This window comes from Pedobacter kyonggii (genome assembly GCF_004310665.1).
Lineage (GTDB): Bacteria > Bacteroidota > Bacteroidia > Sphingobacteriales > Sphingobacteriaceae > Pedobacter > Pedobacter kyonggii.
In genome coordinates this window covers 73,664-92,533 of sequence record NZ_SIXF01000001.1, presented here as the reverse complement: position 1 = coordinate 92,533, position 18,870 = coordinate 73,664, and the positions used below count along the sequence as shown (strand labels likewise).

Genomic DNA, 18,870 nt, shown 5'->3' with positions numbered 1-18,870 from the left:
CGTACTTAAAATTATAATAAAGATGCAAAATAATAGTCATATAGAACCTTCTACCTTCAACCTTACGCCTTCAGCCTCAATAAAGGCCTGTCTTTTCGATTTAGATGGCGTACTTGTAGATACTGCAGTTTACCATTATAAAGCCTGGAAACGTTTGGCCAATACCATGGGTTTCGATTTTACAGAAGAGCAGAACGAGCAGTTGAAAGGCGTTAGCAGAGTAGAAAGTTTAAATAAGATTCTCGTTTGGGGTGCTGTAGAAAAAACCGATGCTGAAAAAGAAGAACTCGCCAGTTTAAAAAATAGCTGGTATGTAGATATGATTACTAAAATGACACCGGCCGAAGTTTTGCCTGGAACGGTTGATTTCTTAACAGCCATTCACAAAGCAGGTTACAAATTGGCATTGGGCTCGGCAAGTAAAAACTCAGGAATTATTTTAGAGAAAACAGATCTTGCTCATTTCTTCGATGAAATAGTTGACGGAAACATGGTAACCAAATCAAAACCCGACCCTGAAGTATTTTTAAAAGGGGCCGAACTTTTAGGTTTTAAACCTGATGAATGTGTAGTTTTTGAAGATGCTGTTGCTGGCGTAGAAGCTGCAAAAAGAGGCGGAATGAAAGCCATCGGTATCGGTGAAAAAAGTGTGCTTACCCAGGCAGATGTGGTAGTAAGCGGATTAGACAAATTAACAGTTAAAGATTTAGAGACGTTGTAAAGGAGTATCAAGTATAGAGTAGAATGTATCAAGTAGTGAATTTATCTTGATACACGATACTAATTACTTAATACTAGTTACTCGCTACTCAATACTCAATTATGAAAAATTACATTAAAGCAGATGAGTGGAATATTATCGAAGAAGGCTTTGATCCACATTTAAATAAAATTTCAGAAAGTATTTTCAGCTTGGGTAATGGCCGTATGGGCCAGCGCGCCAATTTCGAAGAAACTTACACGGGAGAAACCTTACTTGGGAATTATGTTGCAGGTGTTTATTATCCAGATAAAACCCGTGTGGGATGGTGGAAAAACGGGTATCCAGAATATTTTGCAAAAGTATTGAACGCGGCTAACTGGGTAGGTATCGAAGTAAAAATAGATGAGGAAATCCTTGATCTGGCAACAGCTGAAGTAGGCGATTTCAAGCGTGTGCTAAATATGCATGCCGGATACCTCGAGCGTACCTTCACGGCAAAGTTAAAAAGTGGTAAAATCCTAAAAGTTAAATCAACCCGTTTTTGCAGCATCGCTGATGATGAAATTAGCGCCATCCGTTATAGCATTACGTCGTTAAATTTTGACGGCAGATTAACACTAACGCCTTTTATTGATGGTGATGTTAAAAATCAGGACAGTAACTACGACGAAAAATTCTGGGATAAAATTGCAGATGAAATTTCGGGGACGGAAGCCTACATTAAATTAAGAACTAAGAAAACTGAATTTGAGGTTTGTACCGGAAGTAATATTGAACTGTATAAAAATGCGGAGAAATTAGACATCAACCCTGAGGCTGTCCGCAAAGAGAAATTTGTGGGACAAACTTTTTTCCTTGAGGTAAAAGCGAACGAAGAGATCACTTTGGTTAAAATCGCAGCGAATTTATCTTCAGAAAATTACCCGAAAGAATCACTTTTAAAAGAAACAAAATCGGTAATTGCCAAAGCTTCTGCTAAAGGATTCGATACCTTGTTAAAAGAACAAACTGAAGCCTGGGCGAGCAAGTGGGAAGAAAGCGACATCATTATCGAAGGTGATGTTTCGGCTCAACAGGCCATCCGCTTCAATATTTTTCAGCTTTTTCAAACTTATACAGGTAAAGATGACCGATTGAACATTGGTCCGAAGGGTTTTACGGGCGAAAAATACGGTGGCTCAACCTATTGGGATACAGAGGCTTATTGTGTGCCGTTTTATCTGGCAACTGCTCCGCAGGAAGTGAGCAAAAACCTGTTGGTATATCGCCATAAGCAATTGGATAAAGCGATTGAAAATGCAGCAAAATTAGGTTTTAAAGACGGTGCTGCATTGTATCCTATGGTAACGATGAATGGTGAGGAATGCCACAATGAATGGGAAATTACCTTCGAAGAGATACACCGTAATGGCGCCATTGCTTTTGCCATTTTCAATTACATCCGCTATACTGGTGATGAAAGCTACCTGTCTGATTTTGGTTTAGAAGTATTGATCGGTATTGCCCGTTTCTGGAAACAACGCGTTAACTGGAGCAACGATAAGCAGCAGTATGTAATGCTTGGGGTAACCGGACCAAATGAATATGAAAACAATGTAAACAACAACTGGTACACCAATATTTTGGCTGCCTGGTGTATGAAATATGCAACTGAAGCTGCCGGAATTGTGAAAATACAGCAGCCTGAAAAATACAACAGCCTGTTAAAAAGCTTAAATTTCGATCAAAAGGAATTTACCGATTGGGCCGATATCATCGCGAAAATGTATTATCCGCATGATGAAAAATTGGGTATTTTCTTACAACAGGATGGATATTTAGATAAGGAACAAACTTTGGTGAAAGATCTCCCCGCCAGCGAACGTCCAATTAATCAAAAATGGAGCTGGGACAGGATTTTGCGCTCATGTTTCATTAAACAGGCCGATGTATTACAGGGATTATATTTCTTTGAAGAAGATTACGATTTGGATACATTGAAACGCAACTTCGATTTTTATGAGCCACGTACTGTGCACGAAAGTTCATTATCGCCTTGCGTACACAGTATTTTAGCAGCAAAATTAAATGACGAAGCACGTGCATACGAATTCTATTTACGTACCGCGCGTTTAGATCTCGATGATTACAACAACGATACAGAAGATGGCTTGCATATCACTTCGATGGCAGGAACCTGGATGAGTGTGGTTGAAGGCTTTGCGGGCATGCGTGTGCGTGATGGTAAATTGCAGTTTAATCCTTTCTTGCCCGGCAAATGGAAATCTTTTTCGTTTACAATTGGCTTTAGGGGAACTACCTTAAAAATCAATATCACCGAGAACGGCATCAGCATTAAAAACAATGCAGCCATTGATTTGGAAATCGGTATCAGAAACCAGTTTTATAAATTGGCCGGAAATACCGAAATTGAAGTAAATAACGCAGCGTTGGTATGAGAAAGGTAGAGGGTTTAAAGGCTGAGGGTAGAGGGTTAAAATCTCAATCTTCCACAATTGAAAAAAGCTTTTCAGCTCTGTTTTTGTCCCCCTTGGGAGTGTCTACTCCGATTTTACATCGGAAGGGCAGGGGGAGGACCTGCATATTTTATGTTTTCTTTTTACTTATTTCATTATCATCCTTTGCACAAAAACAGCGTACAAAAATGAGCGATAAACAGATCGTTATTTATCAGGTATTGCCCAGATTATTTGGGAATAAAAACAGCACAAATATTCCTTATGGTACCATAGAACAGAACGGTTCCGGTAAGTTTAACGATATTACCGATAAAGCCTTAGATGGTATAAAAGAACTCAGCGTAAATTATGTTTGGTATACCGGTGTACTTGCCCATGCGAGTTTAACCGATTATTCTGCCTATGGGATTAAACCTGATGATGCCGATGTGGTAAAGGGTAGAGCGGGCTCGCCTTATGCCATCCGCGATTATTACGATGTAGATCCCGATCTGGCTGTTGATGTTAAAAACAGGATTAAGGAGTTTGAAGCGCTGGTGAAAAGAACACATGCCAAAAACTTAAAAGTGCTGATCGATTTTGTGCCCAATCACGTAGCCAGAAGTTACCACTCTTATGCAAAACCAAAAAATGTAATCGATTTTGGTGCTGAGGATGATGTAACCAAAGCTTTTAGTGCCAGCAACGATTTTTATTATAACCCAGGTCAGCCATTTGCCGTGCCAACAAGTGGAGCAAAGCAAACTCCAATTTCTATTTTACAGGATGGTAAGTTCAATGAAAACCCTGCAAAAGCCACTGGTAACAATGTGTTTTCTGCACAGCCTAAATACGACGACTGGTACGAAACCATTAAGCTGAATTACGGCGTAGATTATCAGAACGGTGAAAAGCAGTATTTCGATCCCATACCGCCGGTGTGGTTGAAAATGCGTGATATTTTAACCTATTGGACCAATAAAGGAGTGGATGGTTTTAGATGTGATATGGCCGAAATGGTACCTATTGCTTTCTGGAGCTGGGTAATTCCACAGGTTAAAAATGTCAATCCTGATTTGATTTTTATCGGAGAAGCCTACAATCCAAAAGTTTACAAACAATATTTAGACGAAGGTAAATTCGATTACCTGTATGATAAAGTGGGTTTGTACGATGGACTTAAAAAACTGATCAGGAATGAACCAACTGCAGATGTGGCTGCGATTAAACACGTATGGCAGGTAGAGAGTGCTGGTTTTGGCAAACACATGTTGCACTTTTTAGAAAACCATGATGAAGAGCGCATTGCATCAGCAGGATTTGCAGGGAAAGCCGAACTCGCTTTACCTGCAATGGTTGTTTCGGCAACATTGGGCTCGGGTCCGGTAATGCTTTATTTCGGTCAGGAAGTTGGTGAACCTGGAAAAGGTCAGGAAGGATTTGGCGGTGACGACAACAGAACCACTATTTTCGATTATTGGGGTGTTCCAAGCCACCAGAAATGGATGAATAATGGCGCTTTTGATGGTAAACAATTAAGTGAAAACGAGCAAAAATTACGCGCTTATTATCAACAGTTATTAAAAGTTACATCAACGAGCGATGCTATAATGAATGGTGAAATTTATGAGGTACCTGTTACAGGGAATATGAATAACCGCATGTATGCTTTTATCCGTTACTCTGGCAAACAGCGTTTATTGATAGTGGCCAATTTTGATCGGACACAAACCTTAACCGCCAATATCGAAATCCCCGATCAGATTTTAAAAGTTAAACATTCATCTCCGGTTACAGATCTGTTAACAGACAGAAAATTAAATATCCCCGCCGGAACAAGCATACCCATAACCCTTGCACCCGTTAGTGCACAGGTGATTGAATTTTAAGATAATTAACCACAGAGAACACAAAGTAAAAGCACAGAGAAACACCAAGTATATTAGAGCTCGGTATACTGTGTGTACAACTCGGTGCCCTCGGTGGTAAAACACTAAACCAAATACAATGAGCTTAAAAACAATATTCGAGAACCCGAAATTAACACTCGTACAGATCATAAACATGAGTGTTGGTTTTTTTGGGATTCAGTTCGGTTGGGATTTACAGCGTGCAAACATGGGCCGTATTTACGAAAACCTGGGTGCCAATCCCGATCAGGTTCCATTATTGTTTTTGGCCGCGCCCTTAACCGGCTTATTGGTACAGCCGATTATTGGTTACCTGAGCGACCGTACCTGGCATCCAAAATGGGGTAGAAGAAGACCTTATTTTTTGATCGGTGCTATTGTAAGCAGTATTGCGTTAATTTTTATGCCGCACAGCAGTGTATTATGGATGGCCGCTGGTTTACTTTGGATTCTGGATGTTTTTGGAAACATTGCAATGGAACCTTTTCGTGCTTTTGTTACCGATAAATTGCCCGATAGCCAGGTTAACCGCGGTTTTATTATGCAGAGTATGATGATCGGTTTAGGTGGAAGTGTAGCCTCAGCATTGCCATGGCTTATGAATAATATTTTCCATTTAACCAATACGGCAGAGCAGGGCAGTATTCCCGAAAACGTAAAGTTCTCTTTTTATATTGGCGCTTTTTTCTTCTTCGCTGCCGTATTATGGACGGTTTTTACCACTAAAGAATACCCTCCGCAGGATGTGGATTTTAAAGAAAAAGTAAAAGAAAGCAATAAAGGTTTTGGTGGCGGTGCCAGGGAAATTTTTCATGCCTTAAGCAATATGCCTAAAAGAATGCAGATTGTTTCGTTGGTTCAGTTTTTTACCTGGCCAGGTTTGTTTTTAATGTGGTTTTATTATACCACAGCGGTTGCCGTAAATGTTTTTGGTGGTAAAGATGCTGCAGATCCGGTTTATGCACATGGTGCAGATTTTGGAAGTTTAACCCTTGCTTACTATAGCGTTATTACTTTTCTTTTTGCATTGGTTCTGCCTAAAATTGCCGATGCATTGGGAAGAAAAACCACACATGCCTTGTGTTTAATGTGCGGGGCTATTGGCTTAATCAGCGTAGCATGGGTACATGATAAGAATATGCTTTATCTCTGTATGACAGGAGTTGGTATAGCTTGGGCCAGTATTCTTTCTATGCCTTATGCCATGTTAAGCGGTTCTTTACCCAAAGATAAAATCGGGATCTACATGGGCATTTTCAACTTTTTTATTGTATTGCCAGAGATTATCGCGTCGTTAGGTTTCGGCTGGTTAATGCGCAATGTATTAAATAACGATAGGCTTCTAGCTGTTCAGTTGGGTGGAGGTTTAATGATTCTGGCTGCTGTAATCTGTTATGTATTTATCCGCGAACCAAAGAAAACGGATGAAGTCTTGGCTTCTAAACTTGGGTTAGAAGAAAATAGATCGATATAATAAACCCATGGTTATTCCGTGGTCTGTGGGACACAGACCACTAACAACATTTCGGTCTGTGTCCCACAGACCGAGGAGGTAGAAAATAACCACCGAGTACATAGAGTAAATGCGCAGAGGGCACAGCGTTGGTATAAGATATCATCTTCTCGGTGGAAAACTCGGTGTTCTCTGTGGTAAAACCAATAATAATCTAACCAAATGAAAAAAATAATTTATCTATTACTATTGGTAGTATCGTTTAATATCGCCTGTAAAAAAGCATCAACAGATGGTGGCATAGAACCAACGCCAACAAATCAAACAGCAGCTTTACCTGCCGGGGCCAAAGATGGTGTGGTATTTATCAACAACGGAACTTCGGCTATTGTAACATTATATGCTCCGGGCAAAAAATCAATTTCGCTAATTGGCGAGTTTAACGATTGGTCTACCACAACGTTAGCCATGAAAAATACACCAGATGGAAATTATTGGTGGTTTCAAGTAGATAATTTAAACCCCAATACAGAATATGCCTATCAGTTTTATGTAGATGGAAACTTAAAAGTTGCCGATCCTTACTGCGAGAAAATACTCGATCCTGACAACGATAAATATATTACTGCTGCAACGTATCCAAATTTAAAAGCCTATCCAACCGGTAAAACAACAGGCATTGTGAGTGTAATGCAGGCCAATCAGCCAACTTATAGCTGGAAAAACACCAGTTTTTCCCGTCCGGCTAAAGATAACCTGGTCATTTACGAATTGCTCGTTCGCGATTTTACCACCGATCATAACTACGCCTCAACACTGGCCAAACTCGATTATCTGATCGGTTTAGGTATTAATGCAATTGAGCTGATGCCGGTAAACGAATTCGAAGGTAATTTAAGCTGGGGCTACAATCCGTCGTTTTATTTTGCACCCGATAAATATTATGGAACTAAAACCGCGCTACAAAATTTTATTGATGAATGCCATGGCCGTGGCATTGCCGTGATTATGGATATGGTGTTGAACCATTCTTTCGGTCAATCGCCAATGGTGCAATTGTATTTCGATGGATCAAAACCAATCAGTGCTAGTCCATGGTTTAATGTTGATGCAAAACATCCATTTAATGTGGGGTATGATTTTAACCATGAAAGTTTGGCTACTAAAAAGTTCTCGAGAGATGTAATGAAGTTTTGGATGCAGCAGTATAAAATTGATGGTTTCCGTTTCGATCTGTCGAAAGGATTTACACAGAAATCGTCAACTAATGACGACCAGTTTAGATTGTACGATGCCGGGCGGATTGCAATTTGGAAAGACTATAATGGTTTTATCAAAAGTTTAGATCCTAATTTTTATGTGATTTTGGAGCACTTTGCCGAAGAATCAGAAGAAAAGGTTTTGGCTGATGAAGGAATAATGCTCTGGAACAACATGAATTACAACATGAACGAAGCGACCATGGGTTGGTTAGATAATTCTAATTTTCAGTGGGGTTTTTATGCCAATCATGGGTTTGCCAAGTCAGAGAACTTGGTTGGATATGGCGAAAGTCATGACGAAGAGCGATTAAACTTTAAGAATATTACCTATGGAAATGCTTCAGGTAGTTATGTAATTAAAGGAAATTTAGCCACTTCATTAAAAAGAGAAGAGTTATCAGCTGCATTTTTGTTTAGTATCCCCGGACCAAAAATGATCTGGCAGTTTGGAGAACTGGGTTATGATATAAGTATCGATTTTAATGGAAGAACTGGTGAAAAACCGATTAAATGGGATTATTACACCGATCCGAGCCGTAAAGTTTTGTATGATGCTTACGCTAAATTTATCAGATTGAAAAAGAACAACAGCATTTTTAATTCAGCCAACTCAACTTATAACCTTGCTGGTGGAATTAAGTACATTAAGTTAACCGAAGGCACTAATACGGTTGTAGTGGTTGGTAATTTCGATGTGGTGAGCCAGACCGCCAATATTGATTTTGGTGCATCAGGTAACTGGGTCGATGCCCTTGGAGGCAGCATTAACCTTTCATCAAATAGCTATAACAGCACTTTAGCGCCTGGAGAATATCACATTTTCAGTAAAACAGCTTTAAAGTAAAAATCAGCGCGTAATAATCTTGTTGTTTTTAGTTAATATTGCGATAACAACTAACAGGTTAATGAACAGTAAACTAGCGCATCACTTATTATGGGAACGGTTACGGCTTGGCGATAAAGATGCGTTTTTTGACCTCTATTCAGCACTTTATTACCCGCTCGTAAATTTCGGGATCAGGGTTTGTGCCGATGCAGATACTTCTAGTGAAGCTACCGACCTTGTTTTTACCACCATTTGGGAGAAACACGAAAGCCTAACCCGGGTTGATAATGTTGAAGCCTATCTGCGTACCTTCCTTAAGCGGAAATTGCTCCGGATATTAGAAAGAAAGCGTAAAATTAACGATGCACTTTTTAATGCGGGGGCCAATGGCGATTGGATGGAAATGAGTTACGAAGAATTTATTGTTAAAGTACAAAGTGACGAACTGGTGCAACATCAGCTCAAAAATGCGTTAGAAAAATTAACCTTTCGCCAAAAACAGCTCATCCATTTAAAGTTTTTTGATGGGTTAAGTTATGAGCAGATTGCCGAACAAAGTAATCAGACCATTAAAACGGCCTATAATACCATTTACGACGCACTAAAAATCCTGAGAAAAGAATTAATGCGTAAATCTTGATAAATAACCTGTCTTAAAACTTTCGAAGTTTCCCTAACGCTCAATCCTTTTATAAATTTCTGATTTGGGCAGAAAATCTGCGTTAACGATAGGAGCGGCATCCTTTTGGTGTCATCCTGAGCCTGTCGAAGGAAAGCCAAAAGATACAGCGGATAGCGTGTTAAAACGCCCAAAAAATTAATACTTAAAACTTCTGAAGTCTTCTATCCTCACAGTCTGCCAGTTTGAGCTAATGGATTTTATATTTTGAAAACGAACATTATTGTCTCTGTGGGTGCTGTAGTCCCGTTATGCACTCCAATCTTTTTATTGCAGATAAACGTTATAGTTAAATATTGTTTTAAGCAATAAAAAGGATTTTCGTTACTACCGGGTTTAGGAAATTAGGTGTGTGGTTCTTGGCGGTTTAACTGTCCTGCGCCCTGCAACCACAAACAGTAATACCGCCAGCGCCACCTAAACCTGATAGCAGCGATATGAAATAAAGCGGATAGCAGGACTATCAAACCCAAATGCTTCTGCAATTGCTTTCCAAAAAAAACCATAAAAACTACTTGAATCTTGAGAGGATCAACCCCTTTGTATTTCTTAATCTGCATTCCTGCAAATTAAATTTCTTCATTATATCCTCATTCAGGGCACATATTCTGTCATGTTAAAAAAAAGTTAAAATTTCCTTAGGAAAAAGTAAAGCTTTTGGGCACTGATATGTAAAAGGCAAATTAGAATGGTTGATAGAAGTAAATTCAATGCAGAAGATTTTCTTGTCGATAGTACTTTTCAGCAGTATTGTGCTGGAACCGATAAGCTTTGCATTGGATATTGGGAGAAGTACATTAATGCCCACCCCGAGCAGGCTGCAGTAATTGCAGAAGCAAAAAAACTTTATGTGATATTGAGCGGGAATAAACGCCCATTAAATAAACAGACAGAAAGTTTGAAGGAAAGTATGTTTCCGGAAGAAAAAGTAGTTAAACTGAACCCTTATTTGTGGCTTAAAATAGCAGCAGCATTAGTTTTAGTGCTTGGCTCAGTATTGGTTTATAACATATACTTTAAGGACAACAATACACAAAATGCTGCACGGGAGATTTATACTTTTACCACAAAAAGTGGTGAACGTAAAAAAATTAAACTTCAGGATGGAACATCAGTACTATTAAACGCAAAAAGTTCTTTATCTGTAACCAAAGGTTTTAACGATCAATTTAGGGAGGTTACCTTAAAGGGTGAGGCTTTTTTTGATGTGGCTCACGATAAAAATAAACCTTTTAAAGTGCACACAGCCGATTTTAACATCAATGTACTGGGTACTGCTTTTAATGTCAAAGCATATCCCGATGAAACAACTTCAGAAGCAACTTTAATCCGTGGCTTAATTACCATGGAAGCCGTAAATGGAAACGGTGGGACCATTACTTTAAAACCAAGTCAGAAAGTTACTTTTTATAAGAGCATTGCGCCGCAACAAAAAAGCAAATTGCTTAAACCTACTGCTTTACAGCCCGAAATTACCATTAACCATTACACAAAGATTAAAGACAGCACCATTGTAGAAACTGCCTGGACACAGAACAGGATCGAAATATACGATCAGGATTTTGATGAGATTAGGAATGTTTTAGAAAAATGGTACAACGTAGAAATCAGATTTACAGATCCTTCAATAGAAAAATACCGCTTTACAGCAACCATAACAAACGAAAGTATCGAACAGGTTTTACAAGCTTTAAAAGACACTGAAAATAATTTTAAATATGAGATAAAAGGAAAACAGGTAACCATCTCGAAATAGAAAGAAAAAAGGACGGTGTTGGAGCACCGCCCTTAACAATTTCTCTTTTGATTAATTAATGGCAGTTTATGCGCAAACAGATTGCTGCCAAGAACTTTATGCAACCAAAAAAACAAAAATATGATTTATTATTACTTACTGCAAGGGCGCCCAAAATATAAAGCGCTTCTAAAATTCATTATGCTAATGAAACTAGCCTGTATTATGGTTTTCATTACCTGTCTTAATGTTTCGGCATCGGTTTTTTCTCAGGAAAAAATTTCTTTAGATGTTAAGAAAACAAAGCTGGCCAGGGTATTACAGATTATTGAGCAGCAAAGCAGTTACCATTTTGTTTACAGCTCTTCTTACGTTCCGGTAAATAGGGATGTAAGCATTACTGTCACCAATACCTTGGTTACTGATGTATTGGCAGCCATTTTAAACAGAACCAACCTGAAATATTCTGTTTCGGATGGTGGCTTAATTGTAATTAGCAAAAATAAAGAAGTCCCCATTTCGGGAACCGTTAAGGATGCCCTTGGAGGGGTTTTGCCTGGCGCAAGTGTGAGGGTTAAAGGAACAGGCATTGGTACTTCTACCGATGTGAATGGTAAATTCGTTTTAAATGCGCCTGAAAATGCAATTCTGGTAATTTCTTATGCTGGTTTTCAAACCAAGGAGATTGCTATCGGTTCGCAGACCAATATCGATATCGTATTATCAGAAGACACCAAACAGCTTACCGATGTGGTGGTTACTGCTTTGGGTATCAAAAAAGAAAGGAGAGCTTTAGGTTATTCGGTTACGCAAATTGGCGGCGAAACGCTAACACAGGCTCGTGAAAATAATATTACCAACTCTTTAGTGGGTAAAGTAGCAGGTTTAGATATTGCCGGTACTTCTGGAGGTGCCGGAGCAGCCACCAACGTTACTATTCGCGGTGTTTCCAGTTTAGGTCCATCAAGTCAGCCGCTGTATGTTGTAAATGGCATTCCAATGGAAAGTGCACCGGTTGGTTTTGGAAGTACAATTGGCATTGGCAATAATGGAGGTCAATACGATAATGCACCAGATTTGGGAGATGCGATCAGCAACTTAAACCCTGATGATATTGAAAGTATTTCGGTACTTAAAGGTGCTGCAGCTTCAGCACTGTATGGTAATAGAGCTAAAGCAGGCGTAATTTTGATCACCACTAAAAGCGGAAAAGGGAACAATATTGAGTTTAGCAGTAATTATGTTGCCGAGCAGGTGATGGATAGAACCAACTGGCAATATATATATGGACAAGGTGTGAACGGCCAGAAACCAGCTACACAACTAGCTGCTGCTTCTACCGGAAGTTCGAGCTGGGGCGCCAGATTGGATGGTTCTAATGTGGTTCAGTTTGACGGGGTAAGCAGACCTTATTCTGCCCAAGAGGATAACATTGAAGATTTTTATAGAACGGGAGGAACGTTTACCAATACCCTGGCATTAAACAAATCGTTTACTGGTGGCGTAATGCGTTTATCGGCAAGCGATTTAACCAACAGATCGGTTGTGCCTAACTCTGGTTTAAACAGACAGAATTTTACGCTGTCGGGCACTTTCGATCCAATTAAGAACCTGGTTATCGATGCTCGTTTCAATTATATTTTAGAGCAGGCCAAAAATAGACCAATGGTTTCGGATGGTGCAGGTAATGCGAATTATAATGCGGCATTTTTACCAACCAGTGTAAATATTGAAACATTAAAACCTGGGAAAAAACCCGATGAAACTGAGCTATCGTACAATACAGGTAATACCTATGCTACCAACCCTTGGTTTGCTGCTTATGATTTTATTCACAATACCAAAAGAGAACGTTTATTAAGCTCTATTAGTGCAAAATATACTTTTGATAACGGATTGTTTTTACAGGCGCGTGCAGGTAGAGATTCCTATAACGACAATTACGTTGCGGTTACCCCATCCGGTACCGCTTATGATGCCGACGGAGGTTACACCGAACAGATCAGTAAGTTCTCCGATATCAATGTAGATGCATTAATTGGTAAATCTTTTAAAATTGATGATTTTTCAATTACCCCTAATTTTGGTGCAAGTTACCGCCGCACCAAAGGTGCTGGAACCACCAATACCGGTGGGTCTTTCCAGATTTTTGGTGTTTATAATTTAGCTAATACCGGAGGGAAAGCGGTTGCCGTTTACCAGACTGATCAGGAAACCCAATCTGTTTATGGAACGTTAGAAGTAACCTATAAAGATATTTTATATTTAACAGGAAGTGCACGTAACGATTGGTTTTCTACCTTGGCTACACCCGGCAGAGATAATAAATTAAATACAATTTATCCATCCATCAGCGGTTCATTTGTTTTTACAGAGTTATGGAAACCATCTTTTTTGAGTTTTGGTAAATTAAGGGCAGGTTTTGCGAACGTTGGTCAGGCAACTAGTCCTTTTCAAACACAGCTTTACTACAATTTGCGCAGTGAAACCATTAATGGTAGCTCACTTGGAAATATTGTGAATGCTGCAATCCCGAACGCCACACTAAAAGCTTCAAGTGCGAGTGAGCTGGAAATTGGTACAGAGATGAGGTTTTTTGGCGATCGACTTAGTGTTGATTTTACCTGGTACAACAAAAAATCGAAAGATGAAATCCTTGCTGTTCCTACATCAACCACAACAGGTTATAACGGGGCATTTTTAAATATTGGCAAGCTGCAAAACCGTGGTGTTGAAGCCTTAGTATCGGGTGTTGTTTTAAAGAATAAAGATTTCAGCTGGACATCAACCTTAAATGGCTCCTATAACGATAACAAGGTAATTACATTGGCCCCTGGTACGGCTTCACAGCCTTTGGCAACTTCAAGAAGTAATGTGGGCTTTTTACAAAATCTGGAGGGATTGGCTATTGCACAGGTAATGGCTTACGATTATAAATATGATGCTAATGGTAATATTATAAAAGATACCAATGGTATTCCGGAAAGAGGAGAGTTGAAACCTTATGGTTCGGCCTACAATAAGTGGACTGCCGGTTGGAACAACGAATTTAACTATAAAGGCATTAACTTTTCATTCCTGATTGATGGGAAATGGGGCGGTAAAATTTTCTCTGCCACTGATTATTATGGTTATGTATTTGGTTTGCATCAGGCTACTTTAGAAAATCGTGATGCTTTAGGCATAAACGCAGCAAATTATTACAGCACTTTTGCTAATAATGTATCAAAACAGTTTGTGCAGGATGCAAGTTTTATCAAATTCAGACAGGTTATTCTGGGCTATAATTTCCCTGGAAAAATGTTCAATAATAAGATTAAAGGTTTAAATGTGAGTTTTGTTGGCCGTAATTTATTCATCCTGATGAAGAAAACAGACAACATCGATCCCGAATCGAGCTATAATGCAACCATTCCGGGTATGGAGCTGGGTGGAGTGCCACCAGTGCGCACCTACGGTTTAAATTTAAGTGTTAAGTTATAATCCTTTAAACGAATTGAAAATGAAAACGATCATAAAATTATACGTGCCACTTTTATTATCTGGATTAACTCTGATAGCTGGTTGTACAAAAGACTTTGAAAAAATTAATACAGATCCAACATCAGTTGGACAAGAACAATACAATCCAAACTTTCTTTTATCTACGGCTCAGTTAAATTATACCGGGAGCATCGATTTTGCCTATGAAACATGGCGGGGGAATTTAATCTACGCTTCTACCATGATGCAGGGCATGTCATCCGTAATTGGTTATTGGGCAGGTGATAAATACATGCTTAACGAAGGTTATACAGCAGCTTATTGGGAAAAAGCTTATCCTGATCAAGTTAAGTACGCAGCCGATTTAGTTGAGTTTACTAAAGGAAAAACCCAATATAATAACGTTCATCAGATGGGTAGAATCTGGAAAGCCCTTATTTTTGAGCGATTAACAGATTTGTATGGCGATATACCTTATTTTGATGCAGGAAGAGGATACTATACTGCAAACTTATATCCTAAATATGATGCACAACAAGCTATTTATACCGATCTGCTAAAAGAGGTTGATGAGGCTAGTACTGCCTTAAATGCCAGTGGTGATAAAGTAACAGGTGATCTTGTTTTTGCCGGCGACATTGCAAAATGGAAACGTTTTGGAAATAGTTTAATGCTGCGGATGGCCATGAGGTTAACTAAGGCCGATGCCACTTTAGCGCAGACCTACATCAATAAAGCAGTTGGTAAAACCATGACTGGCGATGCAGATAATGCTTTGTTTAAACACGATACCAATGGTGCCCGTGTAACACAGAACAGAAATGCACAGGTTTTGTTAGGTGATGGTGGCCAGGAGAACTATTACACCAGATGGAGCAGTACCTTCATCAATTATCTAAAAACAAATAACGACCCTCGTTTAGGTAAGGTGGCGGTAACCAAGTTATATTTAACCGATGGAACCAAGGATCAGAACCCTGCTTTCGTTACAAATCCTGCGGTACAAAAAGGGATGCCAAATGGTAAAGATTTAAGTGGTATTGCAGGAAGAGATGTCCGTCAAGATCCATCTTACACTGATTTTACCGATTATTCCTCTCCAAATCCAGGCATGTTAAAAAGAGATGGTAATACATTTATCCTTACTTATGCCGAAACTGAATTACTATGGGCCGAGGCGGCACAACGTTATGGCATTGGAGGTTCAGCGGCTACACATTACAATGCTGGGGTAACTTCTGCAATGACTTATCTTTCTCAATATGATCCATCAATGACTATAAGCGGAACAGATGCCGCGGCTTATTTAACCGCACATCCTTATGTAGCAGCCAATGGTTTAGAGATGATCGGCACACAATATTGGGCGCATACCATTACCATGCTTGATTTTTATGAGGCCTGGTCCAACTGGAGAAGAACGGGCATTCCTGCGCTAGTGCCTATTGTATATCCAAATACCAACACGGGTGGATCGATTCCACGTCGGTTCCCTTATCCGCTTTTCGAAGGCGTTACTAATGCGGTAAATTATAAAGCTGCGTCGGCCGCTGTTCCAGGAGGCGATAAGCTGGTAGGAAAAGTTTGGTGGGATAAATAACTGATGTCATCCCGGTTTTTTACCAGCCGACATTGCTTATGCAGTGTCGGCTTTTTTATTCCATTGTTTGCTCTTGCATTTTCATCAAACGTTTGCGCAAAACTTACTTGAGCGTATAAAGAAGTTTAGTTTATCTTTAACTCATAAGTGCATCATTTTCAGTATTAAAACTGTAATGTGCTTAACGGAATACGCTAAACGCTAATTATAATAATTCATCATTTATACATGAAAAGCATTCTATTTACTCTTGGTTTCGTTATTGTCACTCAAGGCCTTTTATTCGGTCAAACCGACAGCACAGTTATTCAATCAGTGCCTAACATTAAAGAAATAAAGGCTGGCGATAAGAAAATTATTTTTCCCGAAAGTCCAAAAGGTTATTCCTTGGTATTCAAGGGAAGTAATCACGAACCAATTGTAAATCCATCTGGCGATATTACCACGCCGCTGGTTGCAACAAATGTCAACTTGTATTTCGAACTGATTAGTCAGATAAGCGATTCCATAAAGTACGATGTATCTAAACAGGTTGTTGTGCCTGGGAAATTTTCAGACGGAGGTGTTAACCCACAGCCTTTTGTAATTCCTGCTTTACGCGAATGGCATGGTGGTAAGGGTGAATTTTCTCTAACTGCAGTTAGCAGAATTGTTTTAAATACAGCGAATGAGAAACAGTTGCAGCGCGCTGCTGGTATTTTAAAACAAGAGCTGAAAGATCAGTTGGGTTTTAACCTGTTAATTGTGAAAGGTAAGGCTAAAAAAGGCGATATTTTTTTATCACTAAGTGCAACAGATAAAAGCATTGGCGAAGAAGGATACTACTTTAATGCAGCGGATTACGTTACCATTAGTGCGATAAAATATCAGGGTTTATTCTGGGGAACCAGAACTTTATTGCAACTACTGGAACAGAAAAATTCCATTCCAAAAGGGCTGGCAAGAGATTATCCTGAATTTAAAGTTCGCGGATTTGTGCTCGATGTTGGCCGTAAGTTCTTTAGTCTACAGTTTTTAAGAGATTATGTGAAATTCATGTCTTACTACAAATTGAACGATTTTCAGATTCACCTGAATGATAATGGCTTTAAGAAATACTTCAATGATAATTGGGCCGATACCTATTCGGCTTTCCGTTTGGAAAATGCAAGCTATCCAGGGCTGACGGCAAAAGATGGTTCTTATACAAAAAAGGAATTTATTGCGCTACAACAGTTAGCCGATAATTATGCTGTTCGTATTATTCCAGAAATTGATGCACCGGCGCATGCGCTGGCCTTTACCAAGGTGGTTCCCGAAATTGGCAGTAAAGCATATGGTATGGATCACCTCGATCTCCATAATCCACTTAGTTATACGGTTATGGAAAATGTATTTAAAGAATATATTTCTGGTAACACACCAGTGTTTACGGGTAAAGCGGTTCACATTGGTACAGATGAATATGCTAAAAAAGATGCAGAAGTTTTCAGGGCTTTTACCGATCGCATGATTAAATATGTAGAAAGTTTTGGAAAAGATGTCAGGCTGTGGGGAGCATTAACACACGCAAAAGGTACCACTCCTGTAAAAGTAGAAAATGTGGTGATGAATACCTGGTATAACGGTTATGCTAACCCTGTTGAAATGAAGAAACTGGGCTATAAGCAAATCAGTACGCCTGACGGATGGCTATATATTGTACCTGCAGCAGGCTACTATTATGATTACCTGAACATTAAAAATCTTTATAACAAATGGACCCCTTCTATGATCGGAAATGTTCAGTTTACGCCTGGTGATCCTACTATATTAGGTGGCTCTTTTGCCGTGTGGAATGATATTGTAGGCAACGGAATTACTGAAAAAGATGTACATGACAGGGTATTTCCTGCTATGCAGGTATTAGCACAAAAGATGTGGGGAGGAAACAATACAACTTTAACCTTCGACGATTTTAACGTTTTGAGCAAGAAGATAGGTGAAGGCCCTTCATTAAACATAAGCGGAAAGCTATCTAAAAACGATGCGCCATTTACAGTCCGGTTTAACTTTGATGAAAAAGACAATCAGATCAAAACTACTGGCGCAACTTATATAGAAGGATATTCAAAGAATGCTTTATCATTTTCGGGAAAAGATAGTTATGCCAGGTTACCATATACTGAAATAGGTTATAATTATACTGTTTCCTTTTGGGTAAACCCTGCCAATAACAATTTGGATGGTGCGCTGTTATTCAAATCGCCTAACGCTACCGTGAAATTAAAACAAACAGGTACAGGCAAACTTGGGTTTTCGAGAGAAGGTTATGATATCGATTTTGGATATGCTTTGCCCGAAAATAGCTGGACACACGTTGTCATAACCGGAACCAATAAAGGTACTAGCCTTTATGTAAATGGTAAACTCGAAAAACGATTGTACGATAACTGGATCGTGTTTACAGATAAAGACAAAACGAAAATGCGTAAATCGGAAACTTTGTTTTTTCCACTTCAAACAGTTGGTGGATTTAAAGGAAAGTTAGACGAATTACAAGTTTGGAACAAGGTATTGTCAGGTGAAGAAATTCGGGCATTAAAATGATAAAAAAGAATTAAACAATAACCCGTCTCGATTAAATCAGTTTTTACCAGCCGACATCGCAATATGCAATGTCGGCTTTTTTAGTTCTCTGTATTTTGAATAATATTTTAAGCAAACGTTTGTGCTATGTTTTGCGCCGATTTTAAACTCATCAGAAATTCTGTTGTAACATGAATAATTAAAGTCTTGGCAAAGCGTCAAGACTTTTCTTTT

The 18,870-nt window shown here is 39.1% G+C and carries 10 protein-coding genes; all 10 read left to right on the top strand.

Annotated elements, in window-relative coordinates:
• Positions 1-22 precede the first annotated feature (22 nt).
• The 10 genes from pgmB (at position 23) to EYS08_RS00335 (ending at position 18,657) form a co-directional block, all read left to right on the top strand.
• On the top strand, positions 23-721 hold the full coding sequence (gene pgmB, locus EYS08_RS00380; RefSeq protein ID WP_131027896.1) for a beta-phosphoglucomutase: 699 nt from the start codon (positions 23-25) through the stop codon (positions 719-721).
• Positions 722-822: 101 nt separating this feature from the next.
• Positions 823-3,141: a glycoside hydrolase family 65 protein gene (locus EYS08_RS00375; protein WP_131027895.1), complete on the top strand. Its 2,319-nt coding sequence runs from the start codon at positions 823-825 to the stop codon at positions 3,139-3,141.
• 206 nt (positions 3,142-3,347) lie between these two features.
• Positions 3,348-5,030 carry an alpha-amylase family protein gene (locus EYS08_RS00370; RefSeq protein ID WP_131027894.1) on the top strand — a complete coding sequence of 561 codons (1,683 nt, stop codon included), beginning with the start codon at positions 3,348-3,350 and terminating at the stop codon, positions 5,028-5,030.
• A gap of 118 nt (positions 5,031-5,148) precedes the next feature.
• Entirely contained in the window at positions 5,149-6,525 is a 1,377-nt protein-coding gene (locus EYS08_RS00365; protein WP_131027893.1) for an MFS transporter, read from the top strand.
• Positions 6,526-6,726: 201 nt separating this feature from the next.
• Positions 6,727-8,610, top strand: coding sequence for an alpha-amylase family glycosyl hydrolase (locus EYS08_RS00360; RefSeq protein ID WP_131027892.1), 1,884 nt, complete (start codon positions 6,727-6,729; stop codon positions 8,608-8,610).
• 61 nt (positions 8,611-8,671) lie between these two features.
• A complete protein-coding gene (locus EYS08_RS00355) occupies positions 8,672-9,232 on the top strand; it encodes an RNA polymerase sigma factor (RefSeq protein ID WP_131027891.1) in 561 nt (186 codons plus the stop codon).
• Positions 9,233-9,959: 727 nt separating this feature from the next.
• The gene (locus EYS08_RS00350; protein WP_131027890.1) at positions 9,960-11,027 is read left to right on the top strand and encodes a FecR family protein; all 1,068 of its coding nucleotides are present in this window, start codon (positions 9,960-9,962) and stop codon (positions 11,025-11,027) included.
• A 186-nt stretch (positions 11,028-11,213) separates the two neighbouring features.
• Complete coding sequence (locus tag EYS08_RS00345) at positions 11,214-14,489, top strand: SusC/RagA family TonB-linked outer membrane protein (protein WP_244215814.1); 3,276 nt, start codon at positions 11,214-11,216, stop codon at positions 14,487-14,489.
• A gap of 19 nt (positions 14,490-14,508) precedes the next feature.
• Complete coding sequence (locus EYS08_RS00340; protein ID WP_131027888.1) at positions 14,509-16,089, top strand: SusD/RagB family nutrient-binding outer membrane lipoprotein; 1,581 nt, start codon at positions 14,509-14,511, stop codon at positions 16,087-16,089.
• Between the two features lie 228 nt (positions 16,090-16,317).
• Positions 16,318-18,657: a family 20 glycosylhydrolase gene (locus EYS08_RS00335; RefSeq protein ID WP_131027887.1), complete on the top strand. Its 2,340-nt coding sequence runs from the start codon at positions 16,318-16,320 to the stop codon at positions 18,655-18,657.
• The last annotated feature ends 213 nt before the right edge of the window (positions 18,658-18,870 follow it).

What these genes read in the sequence shown, in the direction of transcription:
- pgmB (WP_131027896.1), top strand. Translation starts at nt 23, where the DNA reads ATGCAAAATAATAGTCATATAGAACCTTCTACCTTCAACCTTACGCCT.
- EYS08_RS00375 (WP_131027895.1), top strand. Translation starts at nt 823, where the DNA reads ATGAAAAATTACATTAAAGCAGATGAGTGGAATATTATCGAAGAAGGC.
- EYS08_RS00370 (WP_131027894.1), top strand. Translation starts at nt 3,348, where the DNA reads ATGAGCGATAAACAGATCGTTATTTATCAGGTATTGCCCAGATTATTT.
- EYS08_RS00365 (WP_131027893.1), top strand. Translation starts at nt 5,149, where the DNA reads ATGAGCTTAAAAACAATATTCGAGAACCCGAAATTAACACTCGTACAG.
- EYS08_RS00360 (WP_131027892.1), top strand. Translation starts at nt 6,727, where the DNA reads ATGAAAAAAATAATTTATCTATTACTATTGGTAGTATCGTTTAATATC.
- EYS08_RS00355 (WP_131027891.1), top strand. Translation starts at nt 8,672, where the DNA reads ATGAACAGTAAACTAGCGCATCACTTATTATGGGAACGGTTACGGCTT.
- EYS08_RS00350 (WP_131027890.1), top strand. Translation starts at nt 9,960, where the DNA reads ATGGTTGATAGAAGTAAATTCAATGCAGAAGATTTTCTTGTCGATAGT.
- EYS08_RS00345 (WP_244215814.1), top strand. Translation starts at nt 11,214, where the DNA reads ATGAAACTAGCCTGTATTATGGTTTTCATTACCTGTCTTAATGTTTCG.
- EYS08_RS00340 (WP_131027888.1), top strand. Translation starts at nt 14,509, where the DNA reads ATGAAAACGATCATAAAATTATACGTGCCACTTTTATTATCTGGATTA.
- EYS08_RS00335 (WP_131027887.1), top strand. Translation starts at nt 16,318, where the DNA reads ATGAAAAGCATTCTATTTACTCTTGGTTTCGTTATTGTCACTCAAGGC.